This window comes from Streptacidiphilus jiangxiensis, from assembly GCF_900109465.1.
GTDB classification, from domain to species: domain Bacteria; phylum Actinomycetota; class Actinomycetes; order Streptomycetales; family Streptomycetaceae; genus Streptacidiphilus; species Streptacidiphilus jiangxiensis.
The window spans coordinates 240,252-260,028 of record NZ_FOAZ01000004.1 but is presented as its reverse complement, the minus strand read 5'-3'; the positions used below and the strand labels follow the sequence as shown (position 1 = coordinate 260,028).

Annotated in this window: 21 protein-coding genes; 7 read left to right on the top strand and 14 right to left on the bottom strand. The window is 72.1% G+C overall.

Going from position 1 to position 19,777, the window contains the following annotated elements; genetic code table 11:
- Nucleotides 1-24: 24 nt before the first annotated feature.
- The gene (locus BMY61_RS10090; protein ID WP_042441735.1) at nt 25-957 is read right to left on the bottom strand and encodes a GlxA family transcriptional regulator; all 933 of its coding nucleotides are present in this window, start codon (nt 955-957) and stop codon (nt 25-27) included.
- Nucleotides 958-964: 7 nt separating this feature from the next.
- Complete coding sequence (locus BMY61_RS10085; RefSeq protein WP_042441737.1) at nt 965-1,519, bottom strand: cysteine hydrolase family protein; 555 nt, start codon at nt 1,517-1,519, stop codon at nt 965-967.
- A gap of 175 nt (nt 1,520-1,694) precedes the next feature.
- On the opposite strand from BMY61_RS10085, the gene dapD reads away from it, so the two are divergent.
- Nucleotides 1,695-2,699 (top strand): 2,3,4,5-tetrahydropyridine-2,6-dicarboxylate N-succinyltransferase, encoded by a 1,005-nt coding sequence (gene dapD, locus BMY61_RS10080; protein WP_042441739.1) that lies wholly within the window; start codon nt 1,695-1,697, stop codon nt 2,697-2,699.
- Nucleotides 2,700-2,945: 246 nt separating this feature from the next.
- The gene (locus BMY61_RS10075; protein ID WP_042441740.1) at nt 2,946-3,125 is read left to right on the top strand and encodes a hypothetical protein; all 180 of its coding nucleotides are present in this window, start codon (nt 2,946-2,948) and stop codon (nt 3,123-3,125) included.
- On the opposite strand, the gene BMY61_RS10070 is transcribed toward BMY61_RS10075, so the two are convergent.
- Together BMY61_RS10070 and BMY61_RS10065 are read right to left on the bottom strand one after the other, a co-directional pair.
- Nucleotides 3,100-3,687, bottom strand: a complete 588-nt coding sequence (locus BMY61_RS10070) for a DUF6099 family protein (RefSeq protein WP_143094256.1) — start codon at nt 3,685-3,687, stop codon at nt 3,100-3,102. The two genes, BMY61_RS10075 and BMY61_RS10070, sit on opposite strands and share 26 nt — an antisense overlap.
- A gap of 148 nt (nt 3,688-3,835) precedes the next feature.
- Complete coding sequence (locus tag BMY61_RS10065) at nt 3,836-4,213, bottom strand: nucleotide pyrophosphohydrolase (RefSeq protein WP_082014640.1); 378 nt, start codon at nt 4,211-4,213, stop codon at nt 3,836-3,838.
- Between the two features lie 46 nt (nt 4,214-4,259).
- On the opposite strand from BMY61_RS10065, the gene BMY61_RS10060 reads away from it, so the two are divergent.
- Entirely contained in the window at nt 4,260-4,676 is a 417-nt protein-coding gene (locus tag BMY61_RS10060; protein ID WP_042441744.1) for a nuclear transport factor 2 family protein, read from the top strand.
- Here the strand turns inward: BMY61_RS10060 and BMY61_RS10055 are convergent.
- The 6 genes from BMY61_RS10055 to BMY61_RS10030 form a co-directional block, all read right to left on the bottom strand.
- On the bottom strand, nt 4,589-5,818 hold the full coding sequence (locus tag BMY61_RS10055; RefSeq protein WP_143094255.1) for an AAA family ATPase: 1,230 nt from the start codon (nt 5,816-5,818) through the stop codon (nt 4,589-4,591). The genes BMY61_RS10060 and BMY61_RS10055 overlap by 88 nt on opposite strands.
- A 210-nt stretch (nt 5,819-6,028) precedes the next feature.
- A complete protein-coding gene (locus BMY61_RS10050; RefSeq protein ID WP_042441746.1) occupies nt 6,029-6,859 on the bottom strand; it encodes a putative RNA methyltransferase in 831 nt (276 codons plus the stop codon).
- 8 nt (nt 6,860-6,867) lie between these two features.
- Entirely contained in the window at nt 6,868-7,326 is a 459-nt protein-coding gene (locus BMY61_RS10045) for a hypothetical protein (RefSeq protein WP_042441748.1), read from the bottom strand.
- A 19-nt stretch (nt 7,327-7,345) separates the two neighbouring features.
- Nucleotides 7,346-7,582 (bottom strand): toxin-antitoxin system HicB family antitoxin, encoded by a 237-nt coding sequence (locus BMY61_RS10040; RefSeq protein ID WP_042441750.1) that lies wholly within the window; start codon nt 7,580-7,582, stop codon nt 7,346-7,348.
- A 76-nt stretch (nt 7,583-7,658) separates the two neighbouring features.
- On the bottom strand, nt 7,659-9,023 hold the full coding sequence (locus tag BMY61_RS10035; protein WP_042441752.1) for a class I SAM-dependent RNA methyltransferase: 1,365 nt from the start codon (nt 9,021-9,023) through the stop codon (nt 7,659-7,661).
- Nucleotides 9,020-11,092 carry an APC family permease gene (locus tag BMY61_RS10030; protein ID WP_042441754.1) on the bottom strand — a complete coding sequence of 691 codons (2,073 nt, stop codon included), beginning with the start codon at nt 11,090-11,092 and terminating at the stop codon, nt 9,020-9,022. The genes BMY61_RS10035 and BMY61_RS10030 overlap by 4 nt, the downstream gene beginning before the upstream one ends.
- Nucleotides 11,093-11,318: 226 nt before the next feature.
- On the opposite strand from BMY61_RS10030, the gene BMY61_RS10025 reads away from it, so the two are divergent.
- A complete protein-coding gene (locus tag BMY61_RS10025) occupies nt 11,319-11,981 on the top strand; it encodes a potassium channel family protein (protein ID WP_042441755.1) in 663 nt (220 codons plus the stop codon).
- Complete coding sequence (locus BMY61_RS10020; RefSeq protein ID WP_042441756.1) at nt 11,981-12,643, top strand: potassium channel family protein; 663 nt, start codon at nt 11,981-11,983, stop codon at nt 12,641-12,643. The genes BMY61_RS10025 and BMY61_RS10020 overlap by 1 nt, the downstream gene beginning before the upstream one ends.
- Nucleotides 12,644-12,769: 126 nt before the next feature.
- On the opposite strand, the gene BMY61_RS10015 is transcribed toward BMY61_RS10020, so the two are convergent.
- From BMY61_RS10015 to BMY61_RS10000, 4 genes are read right to left on the bottom strand one after another with little or no spacing between them, the layout of a single operon-like run.
- A complete protein-coding gene (locus BMY61_RS10015) occupies nt 12,770-13,543 on the bottom strand; it encodes a DUF3159 domain-containing protein (protein WP_042441757.1) in 774 nt (257 codons plus the stop codon).
- A 4-nt stretch (nt 13,544-13,547) separates the two neighbouring features.
- Entirely contained in the window at nt 13,548-13,946 is a 399-nt protein-coding gene (locus BMY61_RS10010; RefSeq protein WP_042441758.1) for an OB-fold nucleic acid binding domain-containing protein, read from the bottom strand.
- A 49-nt stretch (nt 13,947-13,995) separates the two neighbouring features.
- Complete coding sequence (locus tag BMY61_RS10005) at nt 13,996-14,679, bottom strand: response regulator (RefSeq protein ID WP_042441759.1); 684 nt, start codon at nt 14,677-14,679, stop codon at nt 13,996-13,998.
- Nucleotides 14,676-17,261 (bottom strand): sensor histidine kinase, encoded by a 2,586-nt coding sequence (locus BMY61_RS10000; RefSeq protein ID WP_075003835.1) that lies wholly within the window; start codon nt 17,259-17,261, stop codon nt 14,676-14,678. Before BMY61_RS10000 ends, BMY61_RS10005 begins: the two co-directional genes overlap by 4 nt.
- A 198-nt stretch (nt 17,262-17,459) precedes the next feature.
- Between BMY61_RS10000 and nagB the strand changes: the two genes are divergently transcribed.
- Entirely contained in the window at nt 17,460-18,245 is a 786-nt protein-coding gene (nagB, locus tag BMY61_RS09995; protein WP_042441760.1) for a glucosamine-6-phosphate deaminase, read from the top strand.
- A 98-nt stretch (nt 18,246-18,343) separates the two neighbouring features.
- Complete coding sequence (locus tag BMY61_RS09990) at nt 18,344-19,774, top strand: amidase (protein WP_042441761.1); 1,431 nt, start codon at nt 18,344-18,346, stop codon at nt 19,772-19,774.
- The last annotated feature ends 3 nt before the right edge of the window (nt 19,775-19,777 follow it).

Below are 19,777 nucleotides of genomic sequence, written 5' to 3'. Positions count from 1 at the left end.
ACCTGTGCCCTACCTGGGAGTTGATCAGCCGTCAGACGTCGTGCGAGAGCGCAGCCGACGCAGCATCCGGGCGTCGTCGAAGCCGACCTCGCGAGCGGCCGCCTCGATCGTGGCGCCATGGCCGATCAGCAGCTCCGCCCGCTCGACCCGCAACGTCTGCTGGTAGCGCAGCGGCGTCAGGCCCGTGGTAGCCCGGGCGAAGGCGCGGGTCAGCGTGCGCTCGCTGACCCCACCCGCGGCCGCCAGGACGGAGAGCGGCAGCGGCTCGGCGAACCGGGCGTCGATGAGGTCCTGCACCCGGTGGACCGTGTCGTCCAGGTGCGAGCGGTGGCGCAGCATCGCGCTCGACTGCGGCTCGTGGCCGTTGCGTCGGGCGTAGACGACCATGTCCCGCGCCACCTGGGCCGCCGCGGCCGGTCCGTGGTGGCCCGCCACCAGGTGCAGCGCGAGATCGATCCCCGAGGCGATCCCCGCCGAGGTCACCACCCGGTCGTCGGTGGTGAACAGCACGTCCCGCACCACCTGCGCCCGCGGGTACCGGTGGGCCAGGTCGTCCTGCAGGTCGTGGTGGGTGGTGCAGCGCCGCCCGTCGAGCAGGCCCGCCGCGGCCAGGGCCTCGGCGCCGGCGCAGACGCTGGCGACGGTGCCGCCCGCAGCGTGGTGGGCCCGCAGCGCGTCCAGCGAGGCGGGGTCGAACAGCGGGAGCGGGGTGACGGCCGGCGGGTCCGGGACGAGCCAGCCCGGCACGATCAGCAGATCGTCCGGCCCGAGCTCCGGCCAGACCGTGCCGGCCTGGAGCGGGAGCCCCTGGGCACTCGGCACCAGCTCCCGCTCGGCCACGTAGTGCAGCTCGTAGGGGTACCCGAAGGCCCCGGCCGTCCCGAAGACCTGGGCGGGGCCGGCCAGGTCCAGCAGATGGACCCCTGGCACCAGGAGGAAGGCGATGCGGCGCGTCACCCCCGCATCATCGCGCAGCCGGGCCGACGAGCTCGTCGACGGTGGTGATCTCGGCGAAGCGGTCCCGCAGCACCGCCTCCGTGCGCTCGATGATCGCGGCGACGCTCAGCGAGCCGATCGGGTTGGTGGTGGTCGCGTCCGTGACGAAGGTGCAGCGGTAGCCGAGGTCGCTGCCCACCCGGGTGGTGGTCTCCACGCACTGCTCGGTGCGGATGCCGCAGAGGACCAGCTCGGTCACCCCCCGCTCGGTCAGCTGCTGCTGCAGGTTGGTGGTGGTGAACGCGTTGTGACTGGTCTTGTGGACGGTGACCTCGCCGGGGAGGGGCTGCTCCAGCTCCTCCAGCAGACGGACGTGCCCGTTGGCGGGGTCGAACTCGGTGTCGGTCCCGGGCTCCGAGTGGAGGACCCAGACCACGGTGTCGCCCTGCTCGCGGGCGAACCGGACCAGGCGGTTGACCGGCTCGGCGATCTTGGGGTTGTCGATCCCGGCCCACCCCTCGGGCCCCTCGGCCCGGGCGCGGAAGGACTCCTGGACATCGATGACGATCAGTGCGCGACTCATGACATCCAGTCTGGCCTGGCGGTATCCCCTCGGATAAGGCCTCATCGGGTCGAGGCCCGGAACGATCCGGTCACCGAACGGCCCGGTCGACGACCAGGGCTCCGCAGGTTGGACACGCAGTCCGTCCAGCGGGACGGGTTCGGCATCCGCCCACCCGATTGGTTAGCGTGCAGGCGTGACTACTGAGACCCTCACCGCTCCGAAGGGCGGCGCCGTCGGCGTCGGCCTGGCCACCGTCGCCACCGACGGCACCGTCCTCGACACCTGGTTCCCCGCGCCGAAGCTGGTCGCGGCGGGCTCGGAGGAGTCCGGCCCGGCCGGGACCGTCCGACTGACCGCCGAGCAGGCCGAGGCCGAGCTGGGCGCCGGCGCGGCCGCCGCGCTGCGGGTGGACCCGCGCCGCGGCGTCGAGGTGATCGCGGTCCGCACGGTGATCGGCTCGCTCGACGACAAGCCGCTGGACACCCACGACGTGTACCTGCGCCTCCACCTGCTGAGCGCCCGCCTGGTCCAGCCCCACGGCCAGAACCTGGACGGGATCTTCGGCCTGCTGGCCAACGTGGCCTGGACCAGCATCGGCCCCACCCCCGTCGCCCAGGTCGAGTCCGCGCGGCTCGCGGTACGCGCGGAGGGCGGCCAGCTGGCCGTCTACGGGATCGACAAGTTCCCGCGCATGACCGACTACGTCGCCCCGGCCGGCGTCCGTATCGCCCACGCCGACCGCGTCCGCCTCGGCGCACACCTGGCCGAGGGCACCACGGTCATGCACGAGGGCTTCGTCAACTTCAACGCCGGCACGCTGGGGACCTCGATGGTCGAGGGCCGCATCTCCGCGGGCGTCGTCGTCGGCGACCACAGCGACATCGGCGGCGGCGCGTCCATCATGGGCACCCTCTCCGGTGGCGGCAAGCAGGTCGTGTCGGTGGGTCAGCGCTGCCTGCTCGGGGCGAACGCGGGCATCGGCATCTCGCTCGGCGACGACTGCGTCGTCGAGGCCGGCCTCTACGTGACCGCGGGCACCCGCGTCACCACCCCGGACGGCGCGATCGCCAAGGCCGTCGATCTGTCGGGCCAGTCGAACCTGCTGTTCCGCCGCAACTCGCAGTCCGGCGCGGTCGAGGTCATCGCCCGCAGCGGCAGCTGGGGCGGCCTGAACGCGGAGCTGCACGCCCACAACTGAGCCTTCCAGCTCCGGGAAGTTGCACTGTCCAGGGGCGCGAGGAGCTGCGCGACAGGCCACCCTGTGTGGTGAGTCGCCGCACGAGCAGGGCCATCCGCACAGGTTGGTTGCTCGCGCAGAGCCTCGCGCCCCTGGGGTCCCACCTGGGAGTGACAGGGAGTGACCGCGCGGCGTTTTGGCTCGTTGGCCGCACGGGACCGGCCGTCTGCCGGGTCCGTTCCCGCTCCCAGGAGGTTCAGCCCAGCCATGTCCGACGCACCGGTCGCACCCGAGAGCCCGCAGAACCTGCTGGCGCAGATGGAGCGGATGCTGGCCGCCCTCAACGCCGACCTGGTCCAGCTCGACGCCGAGCTCCAGCCCGCGGCGCCCCGCCCCGAGGAGCAGAGGGAGGACGGGGCCTTCAACCCGGAGGCGGCTCGACCCTGATCCCCACCCGAACCCGGGCCGGCTCCACCCCCTCGGGCACCTGCGGCGGCTCCCGCAGATCGCGCGGCTCCTCGGATCCCGCGAGCTGCGCAGGCTCCGCGCCCAGCGCCCGCATCAGCTCGGTGGCCAGCTCCCGAGCCTCGAACGCCGCGTCGACGCCGTCGACACAGCACCAGTAGAGGCTCTGCTCGTCCGCCCCCAGGGCGACGACCAGCAGCGACTGGCAGGCCTCCCGCAGCAGCACCCGCAGCTCCCGCACCGTCGCCACCGGATCCGCCAGCGCACTGAGCCTGGCGGCCCGGTCGCCCGTCACCGGCTCGTCCGGTGGGCGGCCGACGCACTCGGCCGCGTGGGCGGCGGCCTCGGCCAACGCGCGGGCGACCTCCACCGGCCCGCAGCCGGTGCCGCCCTCCAGCGCCCGCTCGGTGAGCGCCAGCGCCGCCGTCAGCGCGACGGCCTCGGTGACCCGGCAGGCCTGCCAGGCCTCCGCCGTCACGTCCGCCGCCGAGCGCGCCTCCGCCAGTGCGTGCCGGGTCGTCCTGATCAGTCGCAGCGCGTCCATGACGCCACCCACCCCTCGGAGTCGAGGCGACGGAATCTCCGTCTGCGCCCAGACTCCGCCCGACCAACGACGCCCGCTCCGAACCGCCCGTGATCTGTGGACAACGCCGGGGGTGTGGAAAACCTGGCCACCCGCAGGTGTGACGGGATCAGTCCAGCGGCTGCGGCTCCGCCGCCGGGAAGCGCAGCTCGTTGCGCTCGATCTTCGCCGCCAGCGCGGCCAGCGGATCGACGCCGAGGGCGCCGCAGAACTGGAGCAGATAGGCGAGCACGTCCGCGACCTCGTCCTCGACCCGGTGCGCGCGCTTGGGGTGGCTCATCACCTCGGCCGCCTGCTCCGGCGTCAGCCACTGGAAGATCTCCAGCAGTTCGGCCGCCTCCACGCTCAGCGCCGCCGCGAGGTTCTTGGGCGTGTGGTACGGCTGCCAGTTCCGCGCCGCGGCGAAGGCCCGCAGTCGGCCCATCAGCACCTCGACGGTCAGTCCCTGCTCCTGGCCCTGCTCGCCCTGCGGCGTGGAAGCGTCCATGCGCCGATTCTCCCCTGTCCGACCCGGCCCGTGCGAGACTGCCCAGGTGAACGCCACCGCGACGGAAACCGCCATCCGCGAGCACCTGCGTGCCTTCAACGACCGGGATCTCCCGGCCCTGCTGGCCGGGTTCACCGACGACGCGGTGTGGATCACCGGCAGGTCCGTGGCCCGCGGCCGCACCGAACTGACCGAGCTGTTCACCGGCGCGCTGGAGCACCTGCTCCCCACGCTGACGCTGGAGAACCTGCTCGTGGACGGCGACCGGGCCGCCTGCCAGATGGTCGAGCACTTCACGGTCTCCGGCCACCGGCGCGAGGCCCCGGTCGCCGGCTTCTACCACCTGCGGGACGGCCGGATCAGCTCGGCGAAGATCTACCGTGAGGGCAGCGCCGAGGTCGACGCGGCCGAGGCTGCCGAAGCCGTCGAGGCCGCCGGGAACGACGAGTTCACCGCGGGCTGAAGGAGGCTCCGTCCGGCTCCGTCGCGACTGCAGAGCACCGCGCGGACCCCGGGCACGGGCACGAGTGGCTCCGCGCCGGCCGTGGCCAGCAGGCGGACGTGGCCGCGTGCGGCGACCTCCGTGGCCAGCCGCAGCAGCGCGGCGGTGCGGTCGCCCGGCAGGCCCAGGTCGAGGTCGTCCGCGAGGACCTGCAGCAGGCGTTCCGCATCCGGGATCTCCAGCGCCGGGCTCATCTGCAGCACTCCGGGACCGGTCAGCAGGACGGTGGCGAACGCGAGTTGACGCAGGACGCCGGAGGAGAGCGCGTCCGCGCCGACGCGGCGACCGCTGGGTTCGTCCAGGCCCGCGCACACCCGCTGCGTCCCGTCCGACGCGGTGCGGCGCAGCGCGCCGAGGCCGGTGACCGGGACGGCGCCCATGTCCCGGGCCGCCTGCACGAGTCTGCCGAAGCGGATTCGGCACTCCCCCTCGATCCGGGCGATGACGGCGGAGAGGTTCTCGGCGGTGCCGCGGAGCCGGGCGGCGTCGTCCGCCCGCGCCCAGGTACGCATCAGGGCCGGGGCCGGATCGAGCGCGAAGCTCTCCCGCAGGGCGGTCACCACCTGCTCGGAGGCGCCCAGCACCAGGCGTTCCCCACTGGTCGCCCCCGCGACGCGCAGCGGCAGCTGCGCGGTGACGAGCGCGGACGCGGAGAGCGGCGCCCGAATGTCCCCCTGCCGCCCGTCGCTGTGCCAGGCGACGTCCACGCGCCCGCCGGCGGGGTCCACGGTGCCGGTGGTGACCAGCAGCCGCCCGCCCAGCGTGAGTCGCTCCGCGACGACGAGTGCGCCGTCGCGCCGCACCTGCAGGTTGGCGTCGAGCCGCGCCTCACCGACGGGGCCGGTGACGGTGCAGCCGAGCCGGATCAGGTCCTCCCCGAACGGCGCACAGTCCGCGGCGGCGCCGCGGACCGCTCCCAACGCGGCGTCCACGGGCTCACCTTCGGCGAGGGCGGCCAGCGCGACGAGCGCCTCCAGGGCGTTGCTCTTCCCCGCGCCGGGCGCGCCGTGCAGCAGCGTCACCGGTTCGAGCGGGAGGACGGCGTCGCGGAAGGACTTGAACGCGGTCAGCCGGAGCTCGGTCACCGCGGGGCGAAGAGGCATGCCCCTGACGCTATGCGGACGTCGGAAAGCGGAAACGTCACGGCGACGGGTGATCCACTCAGCCGAGGGAAGTTGCAGCACGCCAGGGGCGCGAGGAACTCCGCGACAAGCCACCGGCGTGCAGTCGGGCCGGGGCGCCCAGGGCCATCCGCACGCCGGTGGTCACTCGCGCCCACACGGCGGGGCCGCACCGGTCGGAGCCTCGCGTCCCTATGGTCCTGCAACGAACTCGCTCACCAGGACGGCGGCCGTCACCTCCACGGGATCCGGCAACCCCGCGATCCTCGCGGTCAGCGCGTCCGCGTCCGTGTGCCACGCGCTCGGGCCCATGCCGACGACCGTGGCGACCTCCGCGTGCGAGAGCTTCATGGTGAACCTGACCTCCTCGGCGCCACGCGGAGCGAGGTGGGGCTCCAGCGCCTTGGCGAGACGTTCGTCCTTGCGGTCGTCGACGCCGAGCAGGCACAGTTCGCGGACCAGCTCGCCGAGATGGGCCGGGGTCGGGGTCACCACGAGCAGGCGGCCGCCGGGCCGCAGGACACGGCGGATCTCCTCGCCGCGGCGCGGGGCGAAGACGTTCAGCACCACGTCCGCCACGCCGTCACGCAGCGGCAGAGGCTGCCAGGCGTCGCAGACGACCGCGCCGGCGCGCGGGTGTGCCCTGGCCGCGCGGCGCAGGGCGAACTTGGAGATGTCCAGGGCGAGTCCTGCGGCCGCGGGGACGGCGTCGAGCACGCGCGCCAGATAGGAGCCGGTGCCGGCGCCCAGATCGACCACGCGGCGGGTGTCCCCCGGCACGGCGCGGGCCAGCGCCTCGGCGATCGGCGCGTAGTGACCGGCGCCGAGGAAGTCGACGCGGGCCGCGACCATCGCGGCCGTGTCGCCGGTGCCGGTGTGGGCGCCGCCGGGGAGGAGGTTGGCGTAGCCCTGTTTCGCCACGTCGAAGGAGTGGCGGGCGGGGCAGCGCAGCGCGTTCTGGTCGAGCGTCAACCCGTCGGCGCAGACGGGGCAGCGGAGCCAGGAGACGATGTCGTGGAGCATGGTGCGGTTCAGTCCTCGTCGGGGCCTTCGTCGTCCGGATCGGCCTCGGAGTCCTCCGAGTCCTCGGCGCCCTCGATCGCGCCTTCGGGGGCCTGGTCGACGACCCACGCGGCCAGGCGCTCCGCGGTACCGCCGACACCCAGGCGCCCTTCCCGGACGGCCCGGGAGAGGGCGCGCATCTCGCGGGTCGTGGTGGCCACCGTGGCGCCACCGGCGACCAGGTAGGCGAAGGCCACGGCCGTCGCGAACAGTTCGTTGTTGCGTTCCAGCGCGGGCACCCGGATGAGCTGGTGCATCAGCGCCGCCGCGCGGTCCTCGGGCTCGGGGTAGACGAGCACGTCGAAGATCTCCGCCTGATGCCGGGTCACCGCCGCGACCAGGGAGCCGTAGTCGGTGACCCGGGGGTCGCCCGGTGTGTACTGCTCGGCGACCATGAGCAGCCAGGACAGGTCGATCTCGACATTCACATTCAACGACGGAGCCCCCTCAGCGACGCTGTGCCGTGACCTCTCGATCTCCACCGAACTCCGCGAGGAAGACCGCCTCGTACTCCTTCATGAACTGCGCCGCGGCATCCACGAAGGCCCGCCCTGTCTCGCCCAAGTCCTGCTGGACCAGCTTCTCGATGTACTGGTTCATGCTGATCCCTTCCTGTTCCGCCCTGGTCCGTGCGATCTCCGCCGTGGTGGCATCAACCCGGACATTCAACTGCTTTTTGCTCATACGTTGAAGCTAGCGCGATTCCGCTAGCACAGGAAGGGGTCAGTTTGAGACAAGGACATTCAGGCCAGTAGGGATCTCATTCCCCGCTGCGGGGCTCCAGAATCGCCACGCACTCGAAGTGGTGCGTCATCGGGAACAGGTCGAAGGCGCGCAGCGTGACCGGCTGGTAGCCGGCGTCGGCGAAGAAGGCGAGATCGCGGGCGAGCGCCGCCGGGTCGCAGGCCACGTAGGCGATGCGACGGGCGCCGAGACCGGCCAGGTGCTTCACCGTCTCGCGGCCCGCGCCCGCACGCGGCGGGTCCAGGACGATCAGGTCCGTCTCACTGATGCCGGTGCGCGGCAGCAGCTTCTCGACCTGGCCGACCTCGATGCGGACCCGCTTCTCGCCGATCAGGTCGGAGAGGTTGTGGCGGGCGTCCTCGACGGCCTGCTTGCTCGACTCGATGCCGAGCACCGCGCCGTACTCCCCCAGCCGGTCCGCGAGCGCGCCCGCGAAGAGACCGACGCCGCAGTACAGGTCGAGGGCGTTCTCGCCGTCGCGCGGCTCCAGCCCGTCCAGCACGGCGTTCACCAACGTGTCGGCGGAGGCCGGGTGGATCTGCCAGAAGCCGCCGTTGCTGACCCGCCAGGTGCGGTCCGCCGCGCGCTCGCGCACGAAGTTGCGGCCGTGGACGCGGTGGTAGCCACCGTGGTCGTCGATGCGCTGCACCGAGACGGGCCGGTCCAGCTCGACGATCGGCAGCCGGCCGCCCGGAGTCGGCACCAGCACGACGGAGCGGTCCGAGGAGCCGGTCGCGGCGATCGCCTCGACGCTCGCGATCTGCGGCCACTCGCGCCGCTCGATGCCGAGCTCCTGCACGCCGGGCGCCGCGATCAGGCACTGCTCGACGGGGACCACCTCGTGCGAGCGGTGACGGCGCAGACCGGCCTTACCGGTCTTCGGGTCGACCGCGTACTGGACGCGGGTGCGCCAGGCCGGCACCTGGCCCGCCGGGAGCTTGTCGCCCGGGGCGGGCTCGACGCTGCCGTCCCAGCCCGCCTCCTCCGGGGTGATCCCGGCCAGCTTCTTCAGCTGCTCGGTCAGCACCGCCACCTTGAGCTTGCGCTGCCCGCCCGGCGTGACGTGCTGCCAGTCGCAGCCGCCGCACAGGCCCGGCCCCGCGTAGGGGCAGGGCGCGGCGACACGCTCCTTGGCGGGCCGCAGCACCTCCACCGCGTCGGCGCGCAGGAAGCGCGAGGTCGCGGTGCCGTCCGTCACCTCGGCGATCACCAGCTCGCCCGGCAGCGCGTGCCGGACGAACAGGACCCGGCCCTCGTGGCGGGCGACACAGTGGCCGCCGTGGGCCACCGGGCCCACCTCGACCTCGTAGCGCTCACCGACGAGCGACGGCGAGTCCGAAGGGGCGGTGCGACGGGCGGTGGTGCTGCGGCGGGAGGTCACGCCTGGTCGTCCTTAGCGGCAGAAGCGGATGCGACGGAGCTCGACGCCTTCGGCCGCTCCTCGCGGCGTCCGACATCGCCACGCCGGATCTGGCCCGGCGCGTTCCACGGGCGCTGCTTGCGGCGGCGCTCGGAGGACTCCAACTGCCAGGGTACCGAGGTCACCATCACGCCGGGCTTGAACAGCAGACGGCCCTTGAGTCGCAGCGCGCTCTGGTTGTGCAGCAGGTGCTCGTACCAGTGGCCCACGACGTACTCGGGGATGAAGACCGTGACCACGTCGCGCGGGTTGCTGCTGCGCAGCTGCCGCACGTACTCCACGATCGGGCCGGTGATCTCGCGGTAGGGCGAGTGCAGCACCTTCAGCGGCACCTCGATGCCGCGGCGCTCCCACTCCTCCTGGAGTGCCTTGGTGTCGAGCGGGTCGACGTCGACCGTGACCGCCTCCAGGCGGGCGCTGCTGCGCGAGGAGAGCTGCGCGTAGGCGATCGCCCGCAGGGTCGGCTTGTGCAGCTTGGAGACCAGCACCACGCCGTGCACGCGGGCCGGCAGCGCCTCCGCCTCGGCCTGGGCGTCGTCGAGCGCGAGCTCGGCGGAGACCCGGGTGTAGTGCTTGTTGATGCCCTTCATGGTGATGAAGAAGACGACCATCAGCAGGCAGGACATCCAGGCGCCGGACATGAACTTGGTCGCCAGGACGACCACGAGCACGCAGGCGGTGCAGGTGAGGCCGACCGCGTTGATCACACGGCTGCGGATCATGCGGCGGCGCTCGGCCGGGTCGGTCTCGGTCTTCAGCAGGCGGGTCCAGTGCCGGATCATGCCGGTCTGGCTCATGTTGAACGAGACGAACACGCCGATGATGTAGAGCTGGATCAGACGGTTCGGGTCGGCGTCGTAGCCGATGATGAAGACGATCGCCACGCTCGCCAGCAGGATGATGCCGTTGGAGAACGCGAGCCGGTCACCGCGCGTGTGCAGCTGGCGCGGCAGGTAACGGTCCTGGGCGAGGATCGAGCCGAGCACCGGGAAGCCGTTGAAGGCCGTGTTGGCGGCCAGTACCAGGATCAGGCCGGTGACCGCGGCGATGAAGTAGAAGCCCAGGTGGAAGTTGGAGAAGACCGCCTCGGAGATCTGCGCGATCGCCGTCTTCTGCTGGTAGCCCGCGGGGGCGCCGTGCAGCTGGCTGGTGTCCTCGGCCATCTTCAGGCCGGTCAGGTTGCCCATCCAGATGATGCCGATGAGCATCGTGACGGCGATCACGGCCATCATCAGCAGCGTGGTCGCGGCGTTCTTGCTCTTCGGCTTGCGGAAGGCCGGGACGCCGTTGGAGATCGCCTCGACACCGGTCAGCGCGGCACAGCCGGAGGAGAAGGTCTTCAGCAGCAGCAGGACCATCGCGATGCCGGTCGGGTCCACGTGCCCGGCCTGCGGCACCAGCGAGAAGCCGGCGCTGGCGGCGTGCATGTGCGAGTCGAAGAAGAAGTTCCGGACCGCCGCCCAGACCATCATCACGAAGATGCCGCCCATGAAGGCGTAGGTCGGGATCGCGAAGGCGGTGCCCGACTCGCGCACGCCACGCAGGTTCATCGCCATCAGGACGACCACGAGCGTGACCGACAGCGCCACCTCGTGCCCGTGCAGCGACGGGACGGCGGAGACGATGTTGGCGACGCCCGAGGTCGTGGAGACGGCCACGGTGAGCACGTAGTCGACCAGCAGCGCGGCGGCCACGGTGAGGCCCGCGTTGCCGCCCAGGTTGACGGTGGCGACCTCGTAGTCGCCACCACCGCTCGGGTAGGCGTGCACGTTCTGTCGGTAGGACGCGACGACGACCAGCATGACCAGGCCGACGATCGCGCCGATCCACCAGGAGAAGTGGATCGTGGCGATGCCCGCCACCGACAGGGACAGGAAGATCTGCTCGGGGGCGTAGGCCACCGAGGAGAGCGCGTCGGAGGCGAAGACCGGCAGAGCGATCCGCTTGGGCAGCAGGGTCTCGCCGAGCTTGTCGCTCTGCAACGCGCGGCCGATAAGGATTCGCTTCGGCAGGTCAGTGAGTTTTGGCACGCAGAGGATGGTAGATGCTTCCGAAGGTTCGCAGGTAGTGAGGGTCCAAAACTGCGGCATCGCAGGCGGAAAGCCCTGGTGACCTGGTGTGAGGGTTCCGAGGGGAAGATGGTCCAACTGCTGCGCTCTGGGTACCAAATCCTCCCGACAGTGCCACCCTGGTGACAAGAGAGCGTTAAGAGGGTGTCACCATCGACCTCGAACAACCGACACCGGAAGGACGGTCGTGCACATCGTCATCATGGGATGCGGACGCGTGGGATCGACCCTCGCGCGCACCCTCGAGAAGCAGGGTCACTCGGTCGCCGTCGTCGACCAGGACCCCACGGCGTTCCGCCGTCTCGGGTCGGACTTCGCAGGCAAGCGCGTGACCGGGGTCGGTTTCGACCAGGACACACTGCGCGAGGCCGGGATCGAAGAGGCCGGAGCCTTCGCCGCGGTCAGCAGCGGCGACAACTCCAACATCATCGCGGCGCGCGTCGCCCGGGAGAACTTCGGCGTCGAGAACGTCGCCGCCCGGATCTACGACCCCCGCCGGGCCGAGGTGTACCAGCGCCTGGGCATCCCCACTGTCGCCACCGTCCGCTGGACCGCGGACCAGATGCTGCGCCGTCTGCTCCCCTCCGGTGCCGAACCGCACTGGCAGGACCCGAGCGGCGCCGTGCAGCTGGCCGAGGTCCCCTTCGCCTCCGGGTGGATCGGCCACCGCGTCACCAAGCTGGAGCAGGACGCCGACGTGCGCGTGGCGTTCGTCACCCGGCTCGGCCAGGGCATCCTGCCCACCGCCGACCTGGTCCTCCAGGAGGGCGACCTGGTGCATGTGATGCTGCGCACCGCCGATCTGGAGGCCGTCGAGGCCGCCTTCGCGAAGGGCCCGGAGGAGCACTGATGCGCGTCGCAATCGCCGGAGCCGGTGCGGTGGGTCGTTCCATCGCGGGCGAGCTGCTGGAGAACGGCCACGAGGTGCTCCTCGTGGACAAGAACCCCAAGTCCATCTCGGTGGAGCGGGTCCCCCAGGCGGAGTGGCTGCTGGCCGACGCCTGCGAGATCACGGCCCTCGACGAGGCCGCGCTGCAGCGCTGCAACGTCGTGATCGCGGCCACCGGCGACGACAAGGTCAACCTGGTCGTCTCGCTGCTGGCCAAGACCGAGTACGGCGTCCCGCGCGTCGTGGCCCGGGTGAACAACCCGAAGAACGAGTGGCTCTTCAACGAGGCCTGGGGCGTCGACGTGGCCGTCTCCACGCCGCGCCTGATGTCCGCGCTGGTCGAGGAGGCCGTGAGCGTGGGTGACCTGGTCACCCTCATGCGCTTCAGCCAGGGCGACGCCAACCTCGTCGAACTCACCCTCGGCTCGGACGCGCCGGTGGTGGGCACCCAGGTCAAGTCCATCGCCTGGCCGGACGACACGGCGCTGGTCACCATCATCCGCGAGGGCCGCGTCCTGGTCCCCTCCGGCAGCGACGTCCTGGAGGCCGGCGACGAGCTCCTCTTCGTCGCCACGGCGGAGAAGGAAACGGAGCTCGAGGCTCTCTTCGCGGCTGAGAGTTAGTCGCAACGTCCAGGGGCGCGAGGAACTGCGCGAGCAACCACCCTGCCGGGATGGCCCTGCTCGTTCGGCGAGTCACCACACAGGGTGGCTTGCCGCGCAGTTCCCCGCGCCCCTGGCGCGTGGCCACTACCGCTCCGAGCGCTCCTGCGGGACCGGGCTCGACGCCAGGTCGTGGAAAGCACCCTCGACGGCGTCATCGACCGCACGGGCGGCCTGCTGCTCCGGGGCTTCCGTCTCGTGGTCGTCCTCGAGGTTCACCTTGATGGGCGGCGGCGCCTTCGACAGGATCAGCCAGGAGAGGTAGATCGCGACCAACCACGGCGGAACGCCCAGCGCGATCTTGGCGACGCCGAGCCAGGTCACCTGCCCCGCCCAGTACAGCGGGAAGAGGATCAGGGCGCGCAGCGCGAACAGCGCGACCCAGACCCAGGTGGCCTTGGTGTACGCGGCCAGTCGGCCCGGGTTCTGGGTCCGCCAGGTCATGTTCTCGCCGAGGACCGGCCCCAGCATGACGCCCAGCAGCGGCCAGCGCACCAGCGCGGAGACCGCGTAGGCGACCAGCAGCACCAGGCCGTAGATCATCGACGTCAGGTAGAAGTTCTGCGGCTTGCCGGACTCGATCGCGATGAACGCGCCGATCCCGACGCCCAGCACGCCGCCGAAGGCGTGCTTGAGGGTCTCCCGGCGCCACAGCCGCCAGGCGACCGGCACCAGGGTGAGCCCCAGCGCGGACCAGGACGAGACCGCGACGTCCTTCGTGATCGTGAAGACGACGATGAAGACCAGACCCGGCAGCGTCATGTCGATCATGCCGCGGACGCCGCCGAAGGCCTCGATCAGACTGGCGGCGCCGTTGTCGCCGGCATCGGCGGCGTCGGCGGAGGGGGCGCGGTGGCTCACCCGGTCACTCCTGTCCCTGGGGGCGCAGCTCGTAGCGCGGGTTGAACAGCACCCGGCGCCCGCGCGCGTGGCTGATCCGGCCGTGCGCGATGAGCTTGCGGCCCGGTTCGATTCCCACGATCGAGCGACGGCCGAGCCAGACCACGTCCAGCGCGTCGCTGCCGTCGAAGAGCTCGGCCTCCAGAGCGGGGACGCCGGCCCGCGGGCGCAGCGTGACCGCGCGCAGCGTGCCGGAGACGGTGACCTCCTGGCGGTCCCCGCAGGCCGCGATCGGGATGGCGCCGGTCTCTTCGACGTCCTGTCGCAGCAGCTCCGCGTTCAGCTCCTCGTTGCTGCTGCTCAGCTTGCTGAACATGCGGCGCAACCGGCCCTGCGGGCGCGCCCCGGCGATCTCACTGCTCATGCCCGAAGGGTACAGCCCGCACGTGACCCGGAGGCCTTACCCGCAGGCATTACAACTCGAAGCGGTACCCCATGCCCGGTTCGGTGACGAAGTGCCGCGGCGCGCTCGGGTCGAGCTCCAGTTTGCGGCGCAGCTGCGCCATGTAGACGCGCAGGTAGTTGCTCTCCGTGCCGTAGGCGGGGCCCCAGACCTCCTGCAACAGCTGCTTCTGGCTGACGAGCCGTCCGCTGTTGCGGACCATGACCTCCAGCAGGTGCCACTCGGTCGGGGTGAGCCGGATGTCCTTGCCCTCCCGCGTGACCCGCTTGGCGGCCAGGTCGACGGTGAAGGTGTCCGTCGCGACGATCGCGCTCTCGGACTCGGGTCCGACCGGCGCCCCGCGCCGGACCGCGGCACGCAGCCGGGCCAGCAGCTCGTCCATGCCGAAGGGCTTGGTCACGTAGTCGTCGGCGCCGGCGTCCAGCGCCTGGACCTTCTCGTCGGAGGTCTGCCGGGCCGACAGGACGATGATCGGCACCTTGGTCCAGCCGCGCAGGCCGCGGATCACCTCGGTGCCGTCCATGTCGGGCAGGCCGAGGTCGAGCAGGACCACGTCGGGGTGGCGGGCGGCGGCCAGCTCCAGTGCGGAGGTGCCGTCGTGGGCGGCGTCCACCTCGTAGTGCCGGGCCTTGAGGTTGATCACCAGGGCGCGGACGATCTGGGGTTCGTCGTCGACGACCAGGACCCGGGTCATGTGAGCTGCTGCCTTTCAGGGGTGAGCGCTGGGTGGGTGAGCGGCGGAACCACGGCCACAGCCGCGGCCGCACACGGAAGAGTGAACACCATGGTGAGCCCGCCGCCTGGCGTGTCCTCGGCCGTCAGCGTGCCGCCGGTGGCCTCGACGAAGCCTCGGGCCACCGCGAGGCCGAGGCCGACGCCGGCCCCGCGCGGGGCGTCCCCGTAGCGCTGGAACGGCTCGAAGACCCTGTCCTTGGCCTCGTCCGGGATGCCCGGGCCGTGGTCGGCGACGCGCACCTCGACGCGGCCGTTCAGCTCGCTCGCGGAGACCGCGACCCGGCAGGTCCCGCCGTCGGCGCCGGCCCGGTTGCCGGCGTTGTACTTGACCGCGTTCTCGATCACGTTGCCGAGCGCCCGCTCCAGCAGGCCCGGGTCGGCGGAGATCATCGGCAGCGTCTCGGGGATCTCGGTGCGCACCGCGTCCGAGGCGACACCGAGCAGGGCGAGCGGGACGACCTCGTCCAGATCGATCTCGCGGACGATCGGCACGACCGTTCCGGTCTGCAGCCGGCTCATGTCGAGCAGGTTGCCGATCAGGTGGTCCAGGCGGTCGGCGCCGGCCTCGATCCCGGCCAGCAGCTCGGCCTCGTCCTCGGGCTCCCAGGCCACGTCGTCGGAGCGCAGCGAGGTGACGGACGCCTTGATCCCGGCCAGCGGCGTGCGCAGGTCGTGCGAGACGGCGGCGAGCAGCGCGGTGCGGATGCGGTTGCCCTCGGCCAGGCGGCGCGCCTCGGCGGCCTCCTCCTCCAGGCGGCGCTTCTCCAGCAGCACGGCCGCCTGGGCGGCGAAGGCGACGAGCACGCGGCGGTCGCCGGCCGGCAGGACCCGCCCGCTGAGCGCGAGCGCGAGGTGGTCGCCGACCGGCACGTCCACGTCGGCGTCCTCGGGGCGGCTGACGGGGTTGGGCCCGAGGCAGCCGGCGGTGCGCCACGGGGTGAACTCGTCGGGGCGCTCCAGCATCACCACCGACTCCATCTGGAAGGTCTCCCGGACCCGCTCCAGCAGGGCCGGCAGCCCGCTGTTGCCGCCGAGCACGGTGCTCGCGAGGAAGCTCAGCGTCTCCGCCTCGGCCCGGCTGCGGGCCGCCTCGGCGGTGCGGCGGGCGGCGAGGTCGACGACGTAGGCCACCGAGAGCGCCACGGCCAGGAAGACCGCCACGGCGATGATGTTCTGCACCGAGCTGATCGTCAGGGTGTGCAGCGGCGGGGTGTAGAACCAGTTGATCAGCAGGGAGCCGACCGCCGCCGAGGCCAGCGCCGGGAAGAGCCCGCCGAGCAGCGCCGCGCCCACGGTCAGGCCCAGGTAGAGCAGCATCTCGGTGTGGTTTGAGCTGGTGTCCGGGAAGTAGCCCAGCAGCCAGGTCAGCAGCAGCGGCCCGCCGACGCCGACGAGCCAGCCGGCCACGGTGCGCGGCAGGCCGAGGTTGGCGATCCGCCGGATCGGTCGCACGCGGCCGCGGGCCACCTGCTCGTGGGTGACGATGTGCACGTCGATGTCGCCGGCCTCACGGGCTACGGTCGCGCCGACGCCGGGGCCGAAGATCCACTGCCACGGCTTGCGGCGGCTGGAACCGAGGACGATCTGGGTGGCGTTGACGCCGCGGGCGAAATCGAGCAGCGCCTCGGCCGCGTTGTCGCCGAGCACGTGGTGGAAGGTGCCGCCGAGGTCCTCGACCAGGCCGCGCTGGACCGTCAGCTCCTTGGGCGAGGCGCTGGTCAGCCCGTCGCTGCGGGAGACGTAGACGGCGAGGATCTCGCTGCCCGAGCCCTTGGCCGCGATCCGGGCGGCGCGGCGGATCAGGGTCCGGCCCTCGGGCCCGCCGGTGAGGCCGACGACGATGCGCTCGCGGGCCTGCCAGGTCGAGGCGATGTGGTTCTCGGCGCGGTAGCGCTGCAGGTACTCGTCGACCCGGTCGGCGACCCAGAGCAGCGCCAGCTCGCGCAGGGCGGTGAGGTTGCCGGGACGGAAGTAGTGGGCGAGCGCGGCGTCGATCTTCTCGGGCGCGTAGACGTTGCCGTGGGCGAGGCGGCGGCGCAGCGCCTCGGGCGCCATGTCGACCAGCTCGATCTGGTCGGCCCGGCGCACCACCTCGTCGGGGACGGTCTCCTGCTGCCGTACGCCCGTGATGCCCTCGACGGCGTCGCCGAGCGACTCCAGGTGCTGGATGTTGACCGTGGAGATGACATCGATCCCGGCGTCGAGCAGTTCCTCCACGTCCTGCCAGCGCTTGTCGTGGCGCGAGCCGGGCACGTTGGTGTGGGCGAGCTCGTCCACCAGGGCGACGGCGGGGCGGCGGGCCAGGACCGCGTCGAGGTCCATCTCGGTGAAGTCGGCACCGCGGTGGGTCATGGTCCGGCGGGGCACGACCTCCAGGCCCTCGACCTGGTCGGCCGTGTGCACCCGTCCGTGCGTCTCCACGAACGCGGCGACCACGTCCGTGCCGCGCTCGGCACGGCGCTTCCCCTCGCCGAGCATGGCGAAGGTTTTCCCCACACCCGGGGCCGCCCCCAGATAGATGCGCAGCCTGCCGCGTCCCATGCCGACCATTCTCCTGCCCGAGCCGCTTTCGGCCCCCACGAGGGTACGTGACCTGGCCACCCGTGCGGAGTAGTGGTGCGGCAGCTGACCTCGGACGCTGTTACGAAAGAGGGGGAGCGCGGGCGGGTGCGCTGCTGCTAGATTGGTCTATACCACATGGTGCAGGTGGCACCACTCTCTCCAGATCGGTAGGCCAGCGTGGAAGTTGTGATCGTTCCTGACGCCGCAGCGGGCGGCGAGCTCATCGCCACGGCGATCGCCGACCTGCTGGCCCGGAAGCCGGACGCGCTTCTGGGCGTGGCCACGGGCTCGACTCCGCTGCCGATCTACACCGCGCTCTCCGCGAAGGTCCGCTCCGGCGGGGTCGACGCCTCCCGCGCCCGGATCTGCCAGCTCGACGAGTACGTCGGCCTGCCCGCCGGGCACCCGGAGTCCTACCGCTCCACCGTGCTGCGCGAGGTCGTCGAGCCGCTGGGCCTCGGCGAGTCCTCCTTCCTCGGCCCCGACGGCAACGCCGCGGACATCACCGCCGCCTGCGAGGCCTACGACCAGGCCCTGGCCGACGCCGGCGGCGTCGACCTGCAACTGCTGGGCATCGGCACCGACGGCCACATCGGCTTCAACGAGCCGTGCTCCTCGCTGGCCTCCCGCACCCGGATCAAGACGCTCACCGAGCAGACCCGGGTCGACAACGCGCGCTTCTTCGACGACGACATCGACCAGGTGCCGCACCACGTCATCACCCAGGGCATCGGCACCATCCTCGACGCCCGTCACCTCGTCCTGCTGGCCACCGGCGCGGGCAAGGCCGAGGCCGTCGCGGCGACCGTCGAGGGCCCCGTCTCCGCCCTCGTCCCCGCCTCCGCGCTGCAGCTGCACCGGCACGCGACCGTGGTCGTGGACGAGGCCGCGGCGGCGGGACTGAAGCTGGCCGACTACTTCCGCGCGACCTACGCGGCGAAGCCGCACTGGCAGGGGCTGTAGAGCGCTCCTCCGTGCAGGCCCCTGGCGGGTCTCCGACTCCCGGTGCGAGGATCGCGCCGGGAGTTACCCATAAGTAGGGACGTTGAGGAGGCCGGGGCATGACCCAGCTGCACGACCTGACCGCGTTGGAGCAAGGTGAGCTGATCGCGACGGGCAAGCTCTCCCCCGTCGAACTGACCGAGCACTACCTGGAACGGATCGACCGGCTCAACGAAACGGTCGGCGCGTACGTCACGGTCACCGCGGACATTGCCCGTGAACAGGCCCGCCAGGCCGAGACGGACGCGGCCGAGGCCCGCCGCGAGGAGCGCCCGCTGTCGCCCCTCTTCGGCGTCCCGGTGCCCGTCAAGGACCTGAACTTCGTCGCGGGCGTGCGGGCCACGCTCGGCTCGGTCGCCTACGCCGAGAACGTTCCGGCCGTCGACGACCACGTCGTCACCCGCCTGCGCTCCGCCGGGACGGTCCTGCTCGGCAAGACCCAGACCCCCGAGTTCGGTCTCCCCTGCTACTCCGAGAACCTCGTCGCTCCCCCCGCCCGCACCCCCTGGGACCTGGAGCGCTCCGCGGGCGGCTCCAGCGGCGGCGCGGGCACGGCGGTGGCCTCCGGCCTCGCCCCCCTCGCCCACGGAAGCGACGGCGGCGGCTCCATCCGCATCCCCGCGTCGGTGTGCGGGCTGTTCGGCATCAAGCCGAGCCGCGGGCGCGTCGCGTCCGGGCCTACGTTCTACGACATCTCCGGGCTCTCGACCTCCGGCCCGCTGGCCCGCACCGTGCGGGACGCCGCCGCTCTGCTGGACGTCCTGGCCGGCAGCATGCCCGGGGAGCCCTACGCGGCGCCCTCCCTGGGGGCGGGCGAGACCTTCCGCGGCTTCGCCGACCGCGAGCCCGGCGCGCTGCGGGTGGCCGTCCTGACGCAGGCGCCCGTGCCGGGCGTGGAGGTCCACGCGGACTGCCTGGCCGCGACGGAGTCCGCGGCCGAGCTGATGGCCTCGCTCGGGCACTCGGTCGAGACCCTCGACCTTCCGGCGGACGACACCCTGCGCAACGTCTTCGGCCAGGTCTGGGCGGTCATGGCGACGCAGACGCCGGTGGCGGAGGAGGACGAGTCCAAGCTGATGCCACTCACCCGGCACCTGCGGGCGCTCGGCCGCGAGGTACCCGGCCCCGACTTCGCCATGGCGCTCTACGCGTTCCGCGCGGTGGGCCTGCTGGTCGCCCAGCTGATGGAGGCCTACGACGTGATCCTGTCCCCCACCCTCGCCCAGCCCCCGGCACCGGTCGGCGGCCTCCGCAACGACGCCGACCCGGCGGCGGAGTTCGACGCGATCGCGTCGTTCACGCCGTTCACCCCGCTGTACAACGCGACGGGCCAGCCGTCGGTGAGCCTGCCGTTGCACTGGACGGCGGACGGCCTGCCCATCGGCGTCATGCTGGGCGCCCGCTACGGCGAGGAGAGCACCCTCATCTCCCTGTCCGCCCAACTGGAATCCGCCCGCCCGTGGGCCACCCGCAAGCCGTCACTCTGGTGAGCG